Here is a 16,951-nt window from a genome sequence, read left to right on the forward strand (position 1 = left end):
GCGCGAGATCGTGCGCATGCGCTCCTTCGTGCGCGTCAGCGCCCCGCTCGCCCGTCAGCCGACGGAGTTCGCGGGCCGCGTTCCGAACTTCGACCCGATGAAGACGCTCGCGGCCGCCAATCGTGACCGCTCGGTCGCCGAACCGGACGGCGAGGGCGATCTCTCCTTCACGGTGAGCGACCTATCGGCCCGACAGATCGCGCCGGACGAGGGACCGGTGGTCCCGCCGGTGGAGGTCCGGGCGCGCGTGCGCGAGGCCGCCGCCTTCGAATTCGCGACCCGCATGGAGCCTGCGCTGCCGATGGCGCCCGGCGCGCAGAGCGCGCTCGCCTATGCGGCGCAGGACGCGCTGCTGCCGTTGCCGGGCGTCATCGACCCGAGGCCGACTCCGCAGAACGTGACGCTGGTGGCGAAATCCGCCGTCGCCGAAGCCGGCGCCGCGACGCCCGGCGAAAACACCGTCGCGATCACCGCAGGCGGATCGCTCGCCTCGGCGCTCGAGCGCGACGCCAACGTCGCCCCGCAGGATGCGCGCGTCATCGCCGACCGATTCGCCGGCCGCGACGGCTACGGCGTCGCCTCCGTCATGCCGGGGCAGCGCCTCAAGGTTTTGATGGGCCGCACCGCGGCGCCGGGCGGCAGCCGCCTGCAGCCGGTGCGCGTCAGCCTGTTCGACGCCGACGGCGGCCATGTCGGCTCGGTCGCGGCGTCGGACATCGGCGACTATGTGGCGGTGGCCGACATCGGCGACCTCGCCGACGAGCCGACCGCCGAGGAGATCGCCGACGAAGTCGAGCGCCCCGGCGTTCCGAGCCGGATGCGGCTCTACAACGGTCTCTACGAGGCGGCGCTCAAGAACCAGGTGCCCACGGCCATCGTCGACGAGATGGTGCGCATCGTCTCCTACGACGTCGACTTCAACCGGCCCGTCGGCCCGAACGACGGTTCGAGGTGTTCTATTCGGACCCGAACGAACCCGGCGGCGAGGGCGAGGTCGCCTATCTGTCGCTGAAGCTCGCCGGCGACCAGCGCCGGTTCTATCGCTTCGAGACCGACGACGACGGGCTGGTCGACTATTACGACGAGTATGGGAAGTCGGCGAAAAAGTTCCTCATGCGCAAGCCGATGAACGGCGGCGTCATGCGCTCGGGCTTCGGCTTCCGCCGCCATCCGGTGCTGGGCTACTCCAAGATGCACACGGGCGTGGACTGGGCGGCGCCGGTCGGCACCCCGATCGTGGCCTCGGGCAACGGCGTGGTGGAGAAGTCGGGCTGGGCGAACGGCTACGGCCGCCAGGTCGTGCTCAAGCACACCAACGGCTACGAGACGACCTACAACCACATGTCGGGCATCGCGCGCGGCGTTTCGGCCGGGGCGCGGGTCCGGCAGGGCCAGGTGGTCGGCTATGTCGGCTCGACCGGCCTTTCGACCGGCGCGCATCTGCACTACGAAGTCATGATCAACGGCCGCTTCGTGAACCCGATGACGGTCAAGCTTCCGCGCGGCCGCGAGCTCGACGGCTCAGAGATGGCGAAGTTCGACGGCGAACGCGCCCGCATCGACGCGCTGCTCGGGCGCGGCCCCGCCGCCGGCGCGCGGGCGGCGGCCGCGGAGAGCGGACGCGGCGGATGACCCGCGCGACCGCCGCAAAGGGCCGCTAGGCTTCGCGATCGAAACCTCCGCCGTCAGAACGCGTCCGACGCCGTCACGGCGCGGCCACCTGTTTCCCCAAGACGCCCGCCTCCCCGTCTCATGATCGAGCCTCATCCGTTCTACGAAGAGTTCGCCCGCTGGGCGCCGGCCGCCAAGCCGAGCGCGGCCGTCATGTCGCTCGCCAAGCGCTATGTCGCCAGGGCCGAGCGGCGGCCGGACGACCTCGGGCGCGCGCTCCGGGCGGCGCGCGAGGGCGACGTCGTCGCCTCATGCGCTTTCGCGCGCGGCGCTCGCCGGCGAGCCGCGTCCGGCCGAACGAGAGGGAGCGCGCGCGATCGCGGCGGCTGCCCTTGCGACCGCCGACCAGGCGCGCGGCGGCGAGCTCTACGACGACGCGGCGGGCTGGCGGCCGAACGGGCCCCACGCACTCGCCTCGTTGCTGCTGTTCGCGGAGCTGTCGCGCAACGTCGAGCCATGGTGCCTATCGCTGATCGCGCGCGCGGGACGGGCGCCGCCCCGCAGTTGAGGCTTGCGGCCTTGCGCGCGCGGATCGCGGCCGCCAGGCGCGTCGGCCTGCCGGAGCCCGACCTCGCGCGGCTGATCGACGAACTCGCGGACGAATCGAACGGCAAGGCGGCGATCGGCCAGCGGCTCTCCGCGGTCGTCTACATGACCGGCGCGTCCGACCTGACCGCCCGCCTGCTGGAGCGCTTCCCGGCGCTCGCCGGACGGGCCGAGAGCGACGCGGTCACCGCCCGGCTGTTGCTCGATCTCGCCCCCTCGTCGCTTTCGGCCGAGGCGGCCGGGGCGGCCCGTCTCGTCGCGGAGGCCGAAGCCGACAGCGCGGCGTTCTGGGGGGATCTCGCCGCTTCGGCGCGGCGGGTCGCGGTTGTCGGAAACTCGCCCTGCGACATCGGCCGCGGGCTCGGCCCGGAGATCGACGATCACGACGTCGCTCTGCGCTTCAACGGCGCGCCGGAGGACGGAACCTACGCGGCCGACTACGGCGCGCGCTGCGACGTCAAGATGATGGCGCCGCGCTACTGGAACGACTGGGCCACACGGACGCGCGCGCCCGTGATCCTCGTGCGCCAGATGCAGGCCGTGTCGGAGGATTGCGCGTTCCTGCGCCTCATGCGCTCGGTCGGGAAACGCGTGGCGTTCACGCCGAGCCGGATCAACATGGCGCTCCATCGCGAGCTCGGCCGCCTGCCGAGCTCGGGGCTGATCGCGCTCGCGACCATGAAGGACGCACGCGGTTCGCTCGCCAACGTCCGTTGCTACGGCTTCTCGTTGGTCGACCAGCTCGGCGCGTCGCCGGAGACGCATTACTACGACGCTGAACACCCTGCCGGCCGCCATGAATGGCGCTCGGAGCGGGCGCTGTTCGACCGCTGGTTCGCCGACGCCGGATCATAAGGCGTCGCCGCGACGGCGCGATCGGCCGTCGCGGCGACGAGCGGCCGCTTACGCTGCGGCCGCCACCACGCGCTTGCCGACCTGGAGGCCGGATCCCGCGGCGTCGACCGGCACGCGGTCGCCGTCCTTGACGTCGCCCGCCAGGATCAGCTCGGCGAGCGGATCCTGCAGGTACTTCTGGATCGCCCGCTTCAGCGGCCGCGCCCCGTAGGCCGGGTCGTAGCCCTTGGCGGCGAGCCATTCGCGCGCGGCCGGCTTCAGATCCAGCGTGATCTTGCGATCGTCGAGCAGCTTCTTCAGCCGCTCGAGCTGGATGTCGACGATCGCCCCCATCTGGTCGCGCTTCAGCCGGTGGAACAACACGATGTCGTCCACCCGGTTCAGGAACTCCGGGCGGAAGTGCGAGCGCACCACGCCCATCACCTGCTCGCGCACGACGTCCGAATCCTCGCCCTCGGGCTGGGCCACGAGGAACTCGGAGCCGAGATTCGAGGTCATGATCAGCAACGTGTTGCGGAAGTCGACCGTACGTCCCTGCCCATCCGTCAGCCGACCATCGTCGAGCACCTGAAGGAGCACGTTGAAGACGTCCGGGTGCGCCTTCTCGACCTCGTCGAACAGCACGACCTGATAGGGCCTGCGCCGCACGGCTTCCGTCAGCGCCCCGCCCTCCTCGTAGCCGACATAGCCGGGAGGCGCGCCGATGAGCCGGCTCACCGCGTGCTTTTCCATGTATTCGGACATGTCGAGCCGAACCATCGCCTGGTCGTCGTCGAACAGGAACGCGGCGAGCGCCTTGGTGAGCTCGGTCTTGCCGACGCCCGTCGGCCCGAGGAACATGAACGAGCCGATGGGCCGGTTCGGATCCTGAAGGCCGGCGCGCGCGCGCCGCACCGCGGTCGAGACCGCCTGCACGGCCTCGCCCTGCCCGACGACGCGCCTGGCGAGCTCGTCCTCCATGCGCAGCAGCTTGGCGCGCTCGCCCTCCAGCATCTTGTCGACCGGCACGCCGGTCCAGCGCGAGACGACCTGCGCGATGCGGTCGGGCGTCACGACTTCCTCGACCATGGCCGAATCGCCCTCGGAGGGCTTTTCGGCTTCCGTGAGGTCGCGCTCGATCTGCGGGATCAGCCCATAGGCGAGCTCGCCCGCACGGGCGAGATTGCCGCTGCGCTGCGCCTGTTCGAGCTCGATGCGGGCCTTCTCCAGATTCTCCTTGAGCGCCTGGGCGCGGCCGAGCTTGTCCTTCTCGTTCCGCCAGCGCGCGGTGAGCGCGTCGGCCTCCTCCTCGAGGCCGGCGAGTTCCTCCTCCAGCTTGCCCAAGCGGTCCTTGGAGGCCTGGTCGTCCTCCTTCTTCAGCGCCTCGCGCTCGATCTTGAGCTGGATGATGCGCCGGTCGAGCTCGTCCAGCGCCTCGGGCTTCGAGTCGACCTGCATGCGCAGGCGCGACGAGGCCTCGTCCATCAGGTCGATCGCCTTGTCGGGCAGGAAACGGTCGGTGATGTAGCGGTTCGACAGCGTCGCGGCGGCGACGAGCGCGGAATCCGCGATCCGGACGCCGTGGTGCAGCTCATACTTCTCCTTGATGCCGCGCAGGATCGAGATCGTGTCCTCGACGGTCGGCTCGGAGACGAACACCGGCTGGAACCGCCGCGCGAGCGCCGCGTCCTTCTCGACGTGCTTGCGATACTCGTCGAGCGTGGTCGCGCCGACGCAGTGCAGCTCGCCGCGCGCGAGAGCCGGCTTCAAGAGGTTCGAGGCGTCCATCGCGCCGTCGGCCTTTCCGGCGCCGACCAGCGTATGCATCTCGTCGATGAACAGGATGATCTGGCCTGCCGCCGAGGTGACCTCCGACAGCACCGCTTTCAGCCGCTCCTCGAACTCGCCGCGATACTTCGCGCCCGCGATCAGCGAACCGAGATCGAGCGCGAGCAGCCGCTTCTCCTTCAGCGATTCGGGCACGTCGCCATTGATGATCCGCAGCGCCAGCCCCTCGACGATCGCGGTCTTGCCGACGCCGGGTTCGCCGATGAGCACTGGATTGTTCTTGGTGCGCCGCGACAGCACCTGGATGGTGCGGCGGATTTCCTCGTCGCGGCCGATGACGGGATCGAGCTTGCCCTCTCGCGCCACCTCGGTGAGATCGCGGGCGTAGCGCTTGAGCGCCTCATAGGCGTTCTCGGCCGTCGCCGAATCGGCGGTGCGGCCCTTGCGCAGATCCTCGATCGCGGCGTTGAGCGCCTGCGGGGTGACTCCCGCAGCGGCCAAAGCCTTCGCCGAATCGGTGTCCTTCTCGAGGCTGAGCGCGGTCAGCAGCCGTTCGGCGGTGACGAACTGGTCGCCCGCCTTCTTGGCCAGCGCCTCCGCGGACGTGAACACGCGCGCGGTCGCGGGCGCGAGATAGAGATTGCCGGCGCCGCCGCCCTTCACGACCGGCGCCTTGCGCAGCGCCGCCTCGACGGCCGCGCGTGCGTCTGCGGGGCGGCCGCCCGCGCGCTCGATGAGGCCCGAGGCGAGGCCTTCGGGATCGTCGAGCAGAACTTTGAGGATGTGTTCGGGCAGCAGCTGCTGGTGCCCGGCGCCGGTGGCCGCGGTCTGCGCGGACTGCAGGAAGCCGCGGACGCGTTCGGTGTAGATTTCGGGGTTCATGCACGTCTCCTTCCGAGCGCGCCGGTGTCCGCTGCCAGATGATCGGCCTCCGCGGCCGGCGCCTCAAGTCTCCCCCGCCGCCCCTCGGACGACGCGGCGGGTCCCGCATCGGGCGACCCGCTGCGGCGAATATGGGTGTTGCCAATTCGCAACAAAAGGGGCATGGCGCCGGCCTGAAGACAAAAACCGCGGCCTCGTCACAGGCCGCGGCGGAACGGCCGGGGCGAGCCGGCCGGATGGAGACGACCATGGCTGAGACCGTCGGACGCGTCGCGGCGCTGAGGCGCTATCCGGTGAAGGGGCTGTCGCCCGAGCCGCTCGACGCCGTCGAGGTCGAAGCCGGCCGGCAGTTCGCGGGCGACCGGGCCTACGCGATCGAGAACGGACCCTCGGGCTTCGATCCGGCGCCCGCCAAGCTGCCGAAGACCCGGTTCCTGTGTCTGATGCGGAACGCCCGGCTCGCCGGCCTGAAGACACGGTTCGACGACACCGCCCACAGGCTCGAGGTCGAGCGCGACGGCGCGTTGGCGCTCTCCGTCGACCTGTCGAGCGAAGCCGGCCGGAGCGAGGCCGCGGACTGGTTCACGGTCTTCATGGGCGACGAGCTCCGCGGGCCGCTCAAGGTGCTGCCCGCGCCCGGCCGCCACACCTTCTCGGACACTTCCAAGGGGGTGCTCTCGCTCATCAACCTCGCGAGCGTCTCGGCGATCGAGGATTTTTCAGGCGCGCCCGTGGATCCGCTTCGGTTCCGCGGCAATCTGGACTTCGAGGGATTCGGCGCCTGGGAGGAGCTCGACTGGCTCGACCGCGAGGTTCTGATCGGCGAGGCGCGGTTCCGGGTCGTCCAGCGCACGGTGCGCTGCGCCGCGACCGAGGTCGACCCGACGACCGCCGAGCGCGACATGCGGATCCCGAAGCTCCTGCAGCAGAATCTCGGTCACGCCGATTGCGGCGTCTACGCCGAGCCGCTCACCGCGGGCCGAATCGCGGTCGGCGACGCGATCCGGCTGGCGTAAGCGCCCAGCCCTGTGTCCCGGGCTTGACCCAGGACCCAGAACCGACCTGCTTTTCAGGCGGAGCGGCGTCGCAAAACGAGGTTTCGCATCGCTTCGCTTGAATCACGAACCCGCATCGGTTCTGGGTCCCAGATCAAGTCCGGGACAAGAGAGGCTCGCTTGATGAAACAGACCCATGACGGCGGCTGCGCCTGCGGGGCGGTGCGCATCCGCGTCCATGGCGCTCCGATCGTCGTCCATTGCTGCCATTGCACGATCTGCCAGCGGCTCGGCGGCTCGGCCTTCGCGACGAACGCGCTGATCGAGGCCGACCGGCTCGAAGTCATCCGTGGGGAGGCGGTCGAGACGCGCGCGCCGGCGGGATCGACGCCGGACGCCCGGCCGGTGTTCCGCTGCGAGGCCTGCGGCAGCGCGCTCTGGTCGCACCGGCCGAGCTTCGGCGAGCGGCTGAGGATCTTCCGAGTCGGCGTCATGGACGAGCCGGACCTGTTTTCGCCCGACATCCACATCTTCACCGCCCACAAGGCGGCGTGGGTCGCCATCCCCGACGGCCTTCCCTGGTTCGAGACCGCCTATGATCCGGCGGACGTCCTCACCGACGAGCAGCGCGCCCGGATCGAAGCCGCGCAAGCCGACTGATCGCTTCGCGCCTCTTCCTTGTCCCGGACTTGATCCGGGACCCAGAACCGAGCCGCTTCAAAAGCGACGACCAGGTCCGGCATTTTCTTCGCGACCGCGCCGCTCGATCCTGAAAATCGCGACGGTTCTGGGTCCCGGATCAAGTCCGGGACAAGGCTCGCGCTTCACGCCGGGGCGGCCGCCGCGCCGGAGCGATCCCGGCGCGACATATGCCCGCCCTCGCGTTCGAGCGGCAGCGTCCGCATGGCGGCGAAGAAGAGGCCGAGCGCGACGAGCGCCGCGGCGCCCAGCCCGAGGAACGCGACGCCGTAGCCGGTGAAGCCGACCTCGACGCCGAGTCCCGACAGCCACGCCTTGCCGTTCTCCACCATGAGGCCCGCGGCCGTCGGGCTGAACGAGGCCCCGACCGCCTGCAGCGTCATCACCGCGCCGAGCCCGACGTTGAAGCGCCCGGTGCCGCGCAGGATGCGGGCGACGAGCGCGGGCGTCGCGACCCCGAGGATGCCGGCGCCGATCCCGTCGAGAACCTGCACGGGAATCGCGATCCATGCCTCCGGCGTCGCCGCCGCAACGACGCCGCGGATCGGGAGCGCGACGAGCGCGGTGAGCAGCAGCGGCGCGTAGCCGAACCGCTCGGCGATCCGGGCCGCGAGCAGCGCCATCGGCACCATCACGGCCTGCGCGACGATCACCGCCACCGAGGTCCAAAACACCGCGTTGCCGAGACCCAGCGCCTCGATGCGCTGGCCGACCAGCGGCAGCATCGCGGCGTTGCCGAAGTGGAACAGCATGAGGATGAAGCCGAAGACCAGCAGCGCCGGCGTCTTGAGCAGCACCGCGAAGCCCGACTTGCCCTCGCCTTCGTCCTTCGCCGCCTTGTCGAGGCCGCGCGCGACGTCGTGGTCGATCGCGCTTTCCTTGATGGCGAGCGTCGCGGCGATCGAGCCGACCGCCATCGCGATCATCACGAAGAACACGGCCTGGATGCCGATGAGATAGGAAAAGCCCGCGCAGGCGACCGCCGCAACGACGTTGCCGCCGTGGTTGGCCGCCTCGTTGCGGCCGATCTGATGCGAGAACTCGTTCGGCCCGACGATGCCGAGCGTCATGGCGGCGATCGCGGGCGGGATCACCGCGCCCACCACCCCGGTCAGCACCTGCGCGACCGAGACCACCGCAAAGGTCGGGTGAAGGAAGATGGCGAGGCAGGCCATCGAGACGAGCAGGCCGGCCGCGATGGTGACGAGGCGCTTCTGCTTCGTCGCGTCGACGAAGGCGCCCATCGGGGTCGTGGCGATCATCCCGGCGAGGCCGCCGATGGTGAGCACCACGCCGATGTCGAGCGGCGACCAGCCTCGCCCCTGAAGGAAGATCGCGAGATAGGGCCGAGGCCGTCGCGCACGTCGGCCATCAGGAAGTTGAGCGTCGTCAACGCCGCGATCGTGTTCATGGATATGCCGTCCTGGGCGCCGGCGATCGAAGATCGCTCTGTTGCGCGCAACGGAACTGGCGCGGCCCCGGAGCCCGGCAAGCGCGGCGAAAGTCGGCCAGGCGATGCGACAAAAAAGCCCGGAGCGGCGATCCGCTCCGGGCTCTCAGACGTTGATTTCGCTTCGCTTAGTCCGAGGAGACCTCGGTCGGAGCCGGCTGGGCCTCGCCCCCGTCCTCGGCGGCCGGGCCGCGGCCATAGCGGCCGTAGCGGCGACGACGGGTGCGTCCGGCCGCAGCCGGAGCGTCCTCGTCTCCTTCAGGAACCGAACTCTCGGCCGCAGCCGCGGCCTCGACGGCCGGCTGCTCGACGGCGTCGACGGGCGCGGGAACAGGCGCGGCCGCGGCGGCCGACCGCCGTTCGCGGGGCTGGCGCGGAGCGCGCTCGGGCGCGGGGCGCTGCAGCGACCGCCGGAGCCTCGGCCGGGACGGGCGCTGGCGCGCCGCCGGTGATGAAGGCCGGCAGGCCGCCGACATCCGGCTGCTCGTCGCCGTTCGCGCGCTCGGGCTGCGGCTGACTGCGCTCGCCGCGCTGCTCATAGGGCTGGTCGCCGCGCTCGGAGCGGTAGGGCCGGTCGTCGCGGCCGCCCTGCTGGGCGCGGTTCTCGGGACGCCCGCCGTCGCGGTTGTAATCCTGACGGTTGTTGTCCTGACGGCTTCCGTCCGGACGCCCGGCGTCTTGGCGACCCCCGTCCTGGCGATTGTTGTCCTGGCGGTTCTGGTCGTAGGGGCGGCGGTCGTTGCGGTCGAAACGGCGCTCGCCGTCGCGCGGCTGCTGGCCGTTGTAGCCGTTCGGCCGGCCGCCATTGTTGTTGTTGTGCTGCCGGTTCTGCTGGTGAGGCTGGCCGTGCTGCTGTTGCGGATGGCCGCCCTGCTGGCCGTTCGCCTGCGCGGCGTTCGCTTCGCCGGCCTCGCCGTCGTCGTCATCGTCGGCGTCCGCGAAGTCGTCCGCGTCGGCGCGCACGAAGGTCTGGTGCGGCTGGTACTGGGCCTGCGCGGCGGCGAGCATCCGGTAATAGTGCTCGGCGTGCTGCATGTAGTTCTCGGCGGCGACGGGGTCGCCGGCCGAAAGGGCGTCGCGCGAAAGCTGCACGTACTTGTCGGCGATGGTCCCGGCCGTTCCGCGGATCTTCACGTCCGGGCCGTTCGACTCATAGCTGCGGGTCAGAGGATTGGGACCCTTGCCGCCACCGCCGCCGCCGCTGTTGCCGCCGCCGCGGCTACGGCCGCGGATGCGCTTCGACTGTTGCCTCATCGAGTTCAAATTCGACACTCGCCTATTCGAGAACAGATCCGCGCGGCTCTAACGCCCCGGACCCCGCGTCCGACCGACGGGCTCGTCGCGCCGGCCGGCGTGGAGACGGTTCGCGTCAGAGCGAGCCGTCGCCGTCGCGGCTGCCGCCGCGCGGCCTTTCGGCCCCCGCGGCGATGCGGCGTGATCGAAGCTTTGCGTCGATCTTCCAGAGCGCGTCGCGCCGGCCGGGCCGGAGGCGACATCGCGCTGAAATTATTCATCCGCGCTCTCGTGCAGATCGCAAGACTAGCCGGGCGCTGGATGATTCCGACACCGAACATAGCCACGAGGCTCACGGAATCCAAGGCCTTTTTACCGTCGCCTCCTGACCACGAGGGCGCGGGGCGTTCCGGCGAGATCGGGAACGACCCTCGGAACGGCGAGACCTGCGGCCCGCATCAGCTCGGAGACCTCCTCCGCCTGGCCCGCGCCGAGCTCCAGAACCGCGACGCCGTCAGCCTTCAGGAGAGCCTCGAGCCCCAGCGCAAGCGCCCGGTAGGCGCGCAGTCCGTCGAGCCCGCCGTCGAGCGCGAGGTGAGGGTCGTGCGCGCGCACCTCGACGTCGAGATGGGCGATGTCGGGCCGCGCGATGTAGGGCGGGTTCGACACCACGACGTCGAAGCGCCGCCCGATCGCCTCGCCCCAGGATCCGGCGACGAAGAGCGCGCGGGCCTGAAGGCCGAGCGCCGCCGCGTTCGCCTGCGCGGCGGCTGCGGCGGCAGGCGAAAGATCGATCCCGACGCCGACCGCGTGCGGGCGCTCCGAAAGGATGGCGAGGAGCAGGCAGCCGGTCCCGGCGCCAAGGTCCAGCACGGACAGCGCGCGGTCGCGGGCGCCGGCTTCGGCGAGCGCGGTCTCCACGATGGTCTCGCTGTCGGGTCGCGGGACCAGCGTCTCGGGCGCGAGGCGAAATCTCAGGCCCCAGAATTCGCGATGGCCGATGATCCGCGCCACCGGCTCGCCCGCGACCCGCCGCGCGATCATCTCGTCGAGGCGCACGCGCTCTTCAGGGCCGGCCTCGTCGGGCCCGCCGGCGATCAGCTCGGCGGGCGAAAGTGCGAACGCCTCGGCGGCGAGCGCCCGGGCGTCGAATTCAGGCGTGTCGCAGCCGGCCTCGCGAAACAGCGCGGCGGCCGCGCGCACCTCCTCGGCCCGGGTCATGCGACGGCGTCTTCGGCGGCGAGCAGCCGCGCGCGCTGTTCGGCGGCGAGCGCGTCGATGAGCTCGCCCAGCGCCTCGCCCTCGATCACCTGGTCGAGCTTGTAGAGCGTCAGGTTGATGCGGTGGTCGGTGACGCGGCCCTGCGGGAAGTTGTAGGTGCGGATGCGCTCCGACCGGTCGCCGGAGCCGACCTGCACGCGCCTTGCGTCGGCGCGCGCGGTGTCGGCGCGCTCGCGCTCGATGTCGTAAAGTTTCGCGCGCAAGAGCGCGATCGCGCGGGCGCGATTGCGGTGCTGGGAACGCTCGTCCTGCACCGCGACCGCGATGCCGGTCGGCAGATGCGTCACCCGCACCGCCGACTCCGTCTTGTTAACGTGCTGGCCGCCGCGCCTTGCGCGCGGAACACGTCGAAGCGCAGCTCGCTGTCGTCGAGCGCGACGTCCACTTCCTCCGCCTCCGGCAACACCGCCACCGTCGCGGCCGAGGTGTGGATGCGGCCCGATCCTTCGGTCGCGGGCACGCGCTGGACGCGGTGGACGCCGGACTCGAACTTCAGCCGGCCGAACGCGCCTGCCCTGCGATCTCGGCCACGATCTCCTTATAGCCGCCGACCGCGCCTTCGCTGATCGACAGCACGTCGACCTTCCAGCCCTCGCCGTCGGCGTAGCGCTGGTACATGCGGAACAGATCGCCGGCGAACAGCGCCGCCTCGTCGCCGCCCGTTCCGGCGCGCACCTCCAGGATCACGCCGCGCGCGTCGGCCTCGTCCTTCGGCAGCAGTTCGATCTGGAGCTGCTCGACCTCCGCCTCGAGCCTGGCCGCGGCGTCGGCGCGCTCGTCTTCCCAAGCGCGCGCGCAGCTCCGGGCCGGGGCGAGCGCGGCATCGGCGGCGCAGGGCATCGGCGCGAGCTCGGCGCGGATCGCGGCCGCTTGGCGGTGGCTCGCGTCCCAGGCCGCATCGATCGCCTACGACGGCGCGAGCTCGGCGCGCTCGCGGCCGAGCCTGGCGAGCGCGGGACCGTCGCTCGTCGTCCCGAGCTCATGGTCGACATTGGCGAAGCGTTCGACCACGGCGTCGAGCCGGTCGTTCGAGATCGCAGAGCTCACGGCGCGACCTGCAGCCCGCGCTTTACGGCGAACTCCTCGATTGCGCCGCGCAGGCTCGCAGCGCCGTCGGCGTTCGCGACGAGCGGCTTCACGAAGGCTTCGAGCTCGGCGGCGTCGGCCTCGACGAGCGCGGCCTTCACCGGGCCGATCGAGGCCGGCGACATGGAGAGCGAGCGGTAGCCGACGCCGATCAGCGCCATGGCCTCGAGCGGCCGCGCGCCGATCTCGCCGCAGAGCGTCACCGGCTTGCCGGCCGCCTTCGCGCGGTCGGCAATGTGCGACAGCACGCGCAGGAACGCCGGGCTCATCGGATCGAAACGCCCGGAGACGCGCGCGTTGCCGCGGTCGGAGGCGAACAGGAACTGCATCAGGTCGTTGGAGCCCACGGAGATGAAGTCGGCGCGCTTCAGGAGCTCGTCGAGCTGGAACAGGAGCGAGGGCACCTCCACCATCGCGCCGAGCGCGATCGAGGAAGGCTGGGGATGGTCGTGCTTGATCAGCCGCGCGATCTCGCGCTGCACGATGTCGCTCGCCGCCTCGAACTCCGAGACGCAGGCGACCATCGGGAACATCACGCGCAGGTCCCGCCCGCCGCCGGCGTTCAGCAGCGCGCGGAGCTGGGTGCGCATCAGCGCCGGCCGGTCGAGGCCGAGCCGGATGGCGCGCCAGCCGAGCGCCGGGTTCTCCTCGGGCTCGGCCTGCATGTAGGGCAGGATCTTGTCGCCCCCGACGTCGAGCGTGCGGAACGTCACCGGCTTCTCGTCGGCGGCGTCGAGCACCGCGCGATAGAGCGCCTGCTGGGCCGCGGTCTTCGGCATCGAGGACGCGACCATGAACTGAAGCTCGGTGCGGAACAGCCCTATGCCCGCAGCCCCGGTCTCCTTAATGTGCGGCAGGTCGACCAGGAGGCCCGCGTTCAGCAGCAGCTTCACCTGCGCGCCGTCGCGGGTCGCGGACGGCGCGTTTCTGAGCGCGCGGTACTGCTCCTGCTTGCGGGCGCGGAAGCGGACCTTGTCCACATAGGCGCGCTCGACGTCGCCGGTCGGCCGCACATGGATCTCGCCCGACACGCCGTCGACGATCAGCGCGTCGCCGGGCTCGACCAGGCCCGTGGCGTTCTCGATCTGGCCGACGGCCGCGATGTTGAGCGCTCTTGCGACGATCGCCACATGGCTCGAGGCCGAGCCTTCCTCGAGCACGAGACCGCGCAGCTTGGTGCGGTCGTAGTCGAGCAGCGCCGCCGGCCCCATGGAGCGCGCCACCACGATGGCGTTCTCCGGAAGCTCGGCGGCGACAGGCGCCATGCCCTTGCCGGGCGAGGTCAGCTCGCGCAGCAGGCGGTTGGCGAGATCGTCGAGATCGTGGAGCCGTTCGCGCAGATAAGGATCGGTCTGGCGCTGCATGCGCGCGGGTGTCGGACTGGACGCGCTCGACGGCCGCCTCCGCGGTGATGCCGGTCTGCACCGCCTCGTGCAGGCGCCGGCCCCAGCCGCGGTCGTTGGCGAACATCCGGAAGGCTTCGAGCACGTCGCGGTGTTCGCCGGCGCGCGCCACCTCGCCGTCGTCGAGCAGCACGTCGATCGAAGCGCGCAGGTTCGCGAGCGCGGCGTCGAGGCGCTTGAGCTCGGCCTCGGTGTTCTCGGCGATGAAGGTCTTCACCACGACGCGCGGCTCGTGCAGCACGACATGGCCGAGGCCGATGCCTTCCGACAGCGCCGCGCCGGTCGCATGCGCGGGGCGCCGGCCGACAGGCTCGAGCCCGGTCTCCGGAGAACCGAGCTCGCCCGAGGCCACCATCTCGGCGATCACCATGGCGGTGGTCTGGAGGGCCTCGATCTCCTCGTCGGAATAGGTGCGGTGCGACTTGTTCTGGACGACGAGCACGCCGAGCGTGTTGCCCGCGCGCAGGATCGGCACGCCGAGGAACGAGTGGAAGATCTCCTCGCCCGTCTCCGGCTTGTAGGAGAAGGCCGGGTGCGCCTGGGCGTCCGAGAGGTTCACGGGCTCGGCCTCGTCGGCCACGAGGCCGACCAGGCCCTCGCCCTTGTGCATGGTGGTTCGATGGACGGCCTCGCGGTTGAGGCCTTCCGTGGCGTAGAGCTCGAGGTCGTCGACGCGCAGCACGTAGACGGAGCAGACCTCCGCCACCATGTTGGCGGCGATCAGGACGACGATGCGGTCAAGGCGCTCCTGCGCCGTGACCGGGTCCGCCATGACCTCGCGCAGCCGGCGCAAAAGCACGCGCGGGCCGCCATACGCGCCTCGCATCTTCCGCTCTCCGGATGGAACGCACCGCGCCGATTACCGCGCGGACAGCCTAGCGCCCAAGGGGCCGCGCGCAAACGTCAAAGGCTTTGGCCGAAGCCTCTCAGGCCTTGTCGAGCCCGTATACCGAATGCAGCGTTCTCACGGCAAGTTCGGCGAAAGCAGTGTCGATCAGCACCGAGATCTTGATTTCGGAGGTGGTGATCGCCCGGATGTTAACGCCGCGCTTGGCGAGCGCCTCGAACGCCTGGGCCGCCACGCCCGCGTGGCTGCGCATTCCGATGCCGATGACCGAGACCTTGCAGGCGTCGGTCTCCGTGTTGAGCGCCTCGAAGCCGATCTCGGTCTTCTTGGCGTTCAGGATCTCCACCGCCCGCGCCTGGTCGGCGGTCGGCAGCGTGAAGGTGATGTCGGTGGTCTTGCCGTCCTCGGAGATCGTCTGGACGATCATGTCGACGTTGATCGAGGCTTCGGCGAGCGGCCCGAAGACGCCTGCGGCCACGCCCGGCCGGTCGGCCACGCGCCGCAGCGTGATCTGGGCCTCGTCCTTGGAATAGGCGATGCCGGTGACGACCTGGCTTTCCACGATCTCGTCCTCGTCGCAAATAAGCGTGCCCAGCGGCTCACCGTCGGGACCTGACTGAATGGCGTCCGGCGCGTCGAAGCTCGACCGCACGAACACGCGAACCTTGTGCACCATCGCCATCTCGACGGAGCGCACCTGCATGACCTTGGCGCCGAGCGACGCCATCTCAAGCATCTCCTCGAACGCGATCCTGTCGAGGCGACGAGCCTGCGGAACGATCCGCGGGTCGGTGGTGTAGATCCCGTCGACGTCGGTGTAGATGTCGCAGCGATCGGCGTTCACCGCGGCCGCGACCGCGACAGCGCTCGTGTCCGACCCGCCGCGCCCGAGGGTTGCGATGCGCTCGTCCGGGCCGATGCCCTGGAAGCCGGCGATCACTGGCACCTGGCCGTCGGTCATGCGCGAGATCAGCGCCGAGCCGTCGATCGATTCGATGCGGGCCGCGCCGTGGGCGGCGTCGGTCCGGAGCGGGATCTGCCAGCCCTGGAAGGAGCGCGCCGGCACGCCGATCGCCTGCAGCGCGATGGCGAGCAGCCCGGAGGTCACCTGCTCGCCCGAGGCCACGATCGCGTCGTCGCGCGCGTCGTGGATCGCCGAGGCCTCCTTGGTCCAGGCGACCAGCTGGTTGGTCGCGCCCGACATGGCCGAGACCACGACGGCGACCTCGTTGCCGGCGTCGACCTCGCGCTTCACATGGGCGGCGACGTTGCGGATGCGTTCGACATTCGCGACCGAGGTGCCGCCGAACTTCATGACGATGCGGGACATGGGACGCGAACTGTCTTTCAGGCCGTGATCGAAAAAGGCCGGCGGGAGCCGCCGGCCGAAAACGCGGCTATAGATAGACGGGCAAGGCCGCAAGACGCAACGCCGGAGGAGAACGCCAAATGTCGGAGAGCGCACAGGCCCGCGCCGCGAGCCTCGACGCCGGGGAAGTGGCGCGCTTCGACGCGCTGGCCGGCCGCTGGTGGGACCCCGACGGGCCGATGCGCCCGCTCCACCGCTTCAACCCCGCGCGCGTCGCGATCTTCCGCGACCAGATCGCCGCCCGCTTCAACCGCGACGCCTCGGCGATGCGCCCCTTCGAGGGGCTGAGCCTGCTCGACGTCGGCTGCGGCGCGGGCGTTCTGGCCGAGCCGCTTTCGCGCTTCGGCGCGACGGTTTCGGGCGTCGACCCCGCCCCGGAGCTGATCGAGGTCGCGAGGGCCCATGCGGCCGAAAGCGGGCTCGAGATCGCCTATCGCGCGGGCGCAGCCGAGGATCTCGTCGCGGAAGGCGCGACGTTCGACATCGTGGTGGCGTCGGAAGTCGTCGAGCACGTGGTCGACGTCGACAGCTTCGTCGGCGTGATCGGCAAGCTGGTGAAGCCCGGCGGGCTCGCGCTGTTCTCCACCATCAACCGGACGCTGATGGCGCATGCGCTGGTGATCGTGGGCGCCGAATATGTGCTGCGCTGGCTGCCCGTCGGCACGCATTCCTACGAGAAATTCGTGACGCCCGCGGAGCTGAGGCTCGCCGCGCGGGCCGCGGGCCTCGAGGTCTCCGACCAGCGCGGCATCCGCTTCGATCCGCTCAAGAACGCCTGGACGCCGGCCGACGACATGTCGGTCAACTACGCGCTCGCGGCCGCGAGGGCCGCCTGAGGTCTCGCGGCCGACGGAACCCCGCCGCCCG

Annotated in this window: 13 protein-coding genes and 2 pseudogenes (1 of these 15 cut by a window edge); 7 read left to right on the forward strand and 8 right to left on the reverse strand. The window is 70.8% G+C overall.

Going from position 1 to position 16,951, the window contains the following annotated elements:
• The 4 genes from K6K41_RS11815 to K6K41_RS11830 form a co-directional block, all read left to right on the forward strand.
• Positions 1 to 1,012: the 3' portion of a hypothetical protein gene (locus tag K6K41_RS11815; protein ID WP_261405199.1), read on the forward strand. Its footprint begins 392 nt before the window's first position; the window shows 1,012 of its 1,404 coding nt (coding positions 393-1,404); the start codon falls outside the window, past its left edge; the stop codon is at positions 1,010 to 1,012.
• Positions 952 to 1,632 (forward strand): M23 family metallopeptidase, encoded by a 681-nt coding sequence (locus tag K6K41_RS11820; RefSeq protein ID WP_261405200.1) that lies wholly within the window; start codon positions 952 to 954, stop codon positions 1,630 to 1,632. Before K6K41_RS11815 ends, K6K41_RS11820 begins: the two co-directional genes overlap by 61 nt.
• Positions 1,633 to 1,843: 211 nt before the next feature.
• The gene (locus K6K41_RS11825) at positions 1,844 to 2,179 is read left to right on the forward strand and encodes a hypothetical protein (protein ID WP_261405201.1); all 336 of its coding nucleotides are present in this window, start codon (positions 1,844 to 1,846) and stop codon (positions 2,177 to 2,179) included.
• Positions 2,180 to 2,190: 11 nt separating this feature from the next.
• Positions 2,191 to 3,072: a glycosyltransferase family 29 protein gene (locus K6K41_RS11830; RefSeq protein ID WP_261405202.1), complete on the forward strand. Its 882-nt coding sequence runs from the start codon at positions 2,191 to 2,193 to the stop codon at positions 3,070 to 3,072.
• Between the two features lie 48 nt (positions 3,073 to 3,120).
• Here the strand turns inward: K6K41_RS11830 and clpB are convergent, their stop codons facing one another.
• The gene (gene clpB / locus K6K41_RS11835; protein WP_261405203.1) at positions 3,121 to 5,721 is read right to left on the reverse strand and encodes an ATP-dependent chaperone ClpB; all 2,601 of its coding nucleotides are present in this window, start codon (positions 5,719 to 5,721) and stop codon (positions 3,121 to 3,123) included.
• A 248-nt stretch (positions 5,722 to 5,969) separates the two neighbouring features.
• Here clpB and K6K41_RS11840 point away from each other — a divergent pair, with 248 nt between their 5' ends.
• Positions 5,970 to 6,737, forward strand: coding sequence for an MOSC domain-containing protein (locus tag K6K41_RS11840; RefSeq protein WP_261405204.1), 768 nt, complete (start codon positions 5,970 to 5,972; stop codon positions 6,735 to 6,737).
• A 162-nt stretch (positions 6,738 to 6,899) separates the two neighbouring features.
• Positions 6,900 to 7,376: a GFA family protein gene (locus K6K41_RS11845; RefSeq protein ID WP_261405205.1), complete on the forward strand. Its 477-nt coding sequence runs from the start codon at positions 6,900 to 6,902 to the stop codon at positions 7,374 to 7,376.
• Between the two features lie 164 nt (positions 7,377 to 7,540).
• On the opposite strand, the gene K6K41_RS11850 is transcribed toward K6K41_RS11845, so the two are convergent.
• The 7 genes and pseudogenes from K6K41_RS11850 to K6K41_RS11880 all read right to left on the reverse strand — a co-directional run bounded on the left by K6K41_RS11850 (position 7,541) and on the right by K6K41_RS11880 (position 16,045).
• Positions 7,541 to 8,707 carry an MFS transporter gene (locus K6K41_RS11850; RefSeq protein ID WP_261405206.1) on the reverse strand — a complete coding sequence of 389 codons (1,167 nt, stop codon included), beginning with the start codon at positions 8,705 to 8,707 and terminating at the stop codon, positions 7,541 to 7,543.
• Positions 8,674 to 8,826 (reverse strand): hypothetical protein, encoded by a 153-nt coding sequence (locus K6K41_RS11855; RefSeq protein WP_261405207.1) that lies wholly within the window; start codon positions 8,824 to 8,826, stop codon positions 8,674 to 8,676. Before K6K41_RS11855 ends, K6K41_RS11850 begins: the two co-directional genes overlap by 34 nt.
• 297 nt (positions 8,827 to 9,123) lie before the next feature.
• Complete coding sequence (locus tag K6K41_RS11860) at positions 9,124 to 10,119, reverse strand: DUF4167 domain-containing protein (RefSeq protein WP_261405208.1); 996 nt, start codon at positions 10,117 to 10,119, stop codon at positions 9,124 to 9,126.
• A gap of 351 nt (positions 10,120 to 10,470) precedes the next feature.
• Positions 10,471 to 11,319: a peptide chain release factor N(5)-glutamine methyltransferase gene (gene prmC / locus K6K41_RS11865; RefSeq protein WP_261405209.1), complete on the reverse strand. Its 849-nt coding sequence runs from the start codon at positions 11,317 to 11,319 to the stop codon at positions 10,471 to 10,473.
• Positions 11,316 to 12,414 (reverse strand): annotated as a pseudogene (prfA, locus tag K6K41_RS11870) (peptide chain release factor 1). Before prfA ends, prmC begins: the two are co-directional and overlap by 4 nt.
• 8 nt (positions 12,415 to 12,422) lie before the next feature.
• Positions 12,423 to 14,694: pseudogene (gene ptsP / locus K6K41_RS11875) on the reverse strand (phosphoenolpyruvate--protein phosphotransferase).
• 100 nt (positions 14,695 to 14,794) lie between these two features.
• Positions 14,795 to 16,045 carry an aspartate kinase gene (locus K6K41_RS11880; protein ID WP_261405210.1) on the reverse strand — a complete coding sequence of 417 codons (1,251 nt, stop codon included), beginning with the start codon at positions 16,043 to 16,045 and terminating at the stop codon, positions 14,795 to 14,797.
• Positions 16,046 to 16,164: 119 nt separating this feature from the next.
• Between K6K41_RS11880 and ubiG the strand changes: the two genes are divergently transcribed.
• Complete coding sequence (ubiG, locus tag K6K41_RS11885) at positions 16,165 to 16,920, forward strand: bifunctional 2-polyprenyl-6-hydroxyphenol methylase/3-demethylubiquinol 3-O-methyltransferase UbiG (RefSeq protein WP_261405211.1); 756 nt, start codon at positions 16,165 to 16,167, stop codon at positions 16,918 to 16,920.
• Positions 16,921 to 16,951 lie beyond the last annotated feature (31 nt).

Source organism: Chenggangzhangella methanolivorans (assembly GCF_019797865.1).
Classification (GTDB): domain Bacteria; phylum Pseudomonadota; class Alphaproteobacteria; order Rhizobiales; family Methylopilaceae; genus Methylopila; species Methylopila methanolivorans.

Coding starts and splice junctions, on each gene's coding strand:
- K6K41_RS11825 (WP_261405201.1), top strand. CDS start 1,844: ATGTCGCCAGGGCCGAGCGGCGGCCGGACGACCTCGGGCGCGCGCTCC.
- clpB (WP_261405203.1), bottom strand. CDS start 5,721: ATGAACCCCGAAATCTACACCGAACGCGTCCGCGGCTTCCTGCAGTCC.
- K6K41_RS11840 (WP_261405204.1), top strand. CDS start 5,970: ATGGCTGAGACCGTCGGACGCGTCGCGGCGCTGAGGCGCTATCCGGTG.
- K6K41_RS11845 (WP_261405205.1), top strand. CDS start 6,900: ATGAAACAGACCCATGACGGCGGCTGCGCCTGCGGGGCGGTGCGCATC.
- K6K41_RS11855 (WP_261405207.1), bottom strand. CDS start 8,826: ATGAACACGATCGCGGCGTTGACGACGCTCAACTTCCTGATGGCCGAC.
- K6K41_RS11860 (WP_261405208.1), bottom strand. CDS start 10,119: ATGAGGCAACAGTCGAAGCGCATCCGCGGCCGTAGCCGCGGCGGCGGC.
- prmC (WP_261405209.1), bottom strand. CDS start 11,319: ATGACCCGGGCCGAGGAGGTGCGCGCGGCCGCCGCGCTGTTTCGCGAG.
- K6K41_RS11880 (WP_261405210.1), bottom strand. CDS start 16,045: ATGTCCCGCATCGTCATGAAGTTCGGCGGCACCTCGGTCGCGAATGTC.
- ubiG (WP_261405211.1), top strand. CDS start 16,165: ATGTCGGAGAGCGCACAGGCCCGCGCCGCGAGCCTCGACGCCGGGGAA.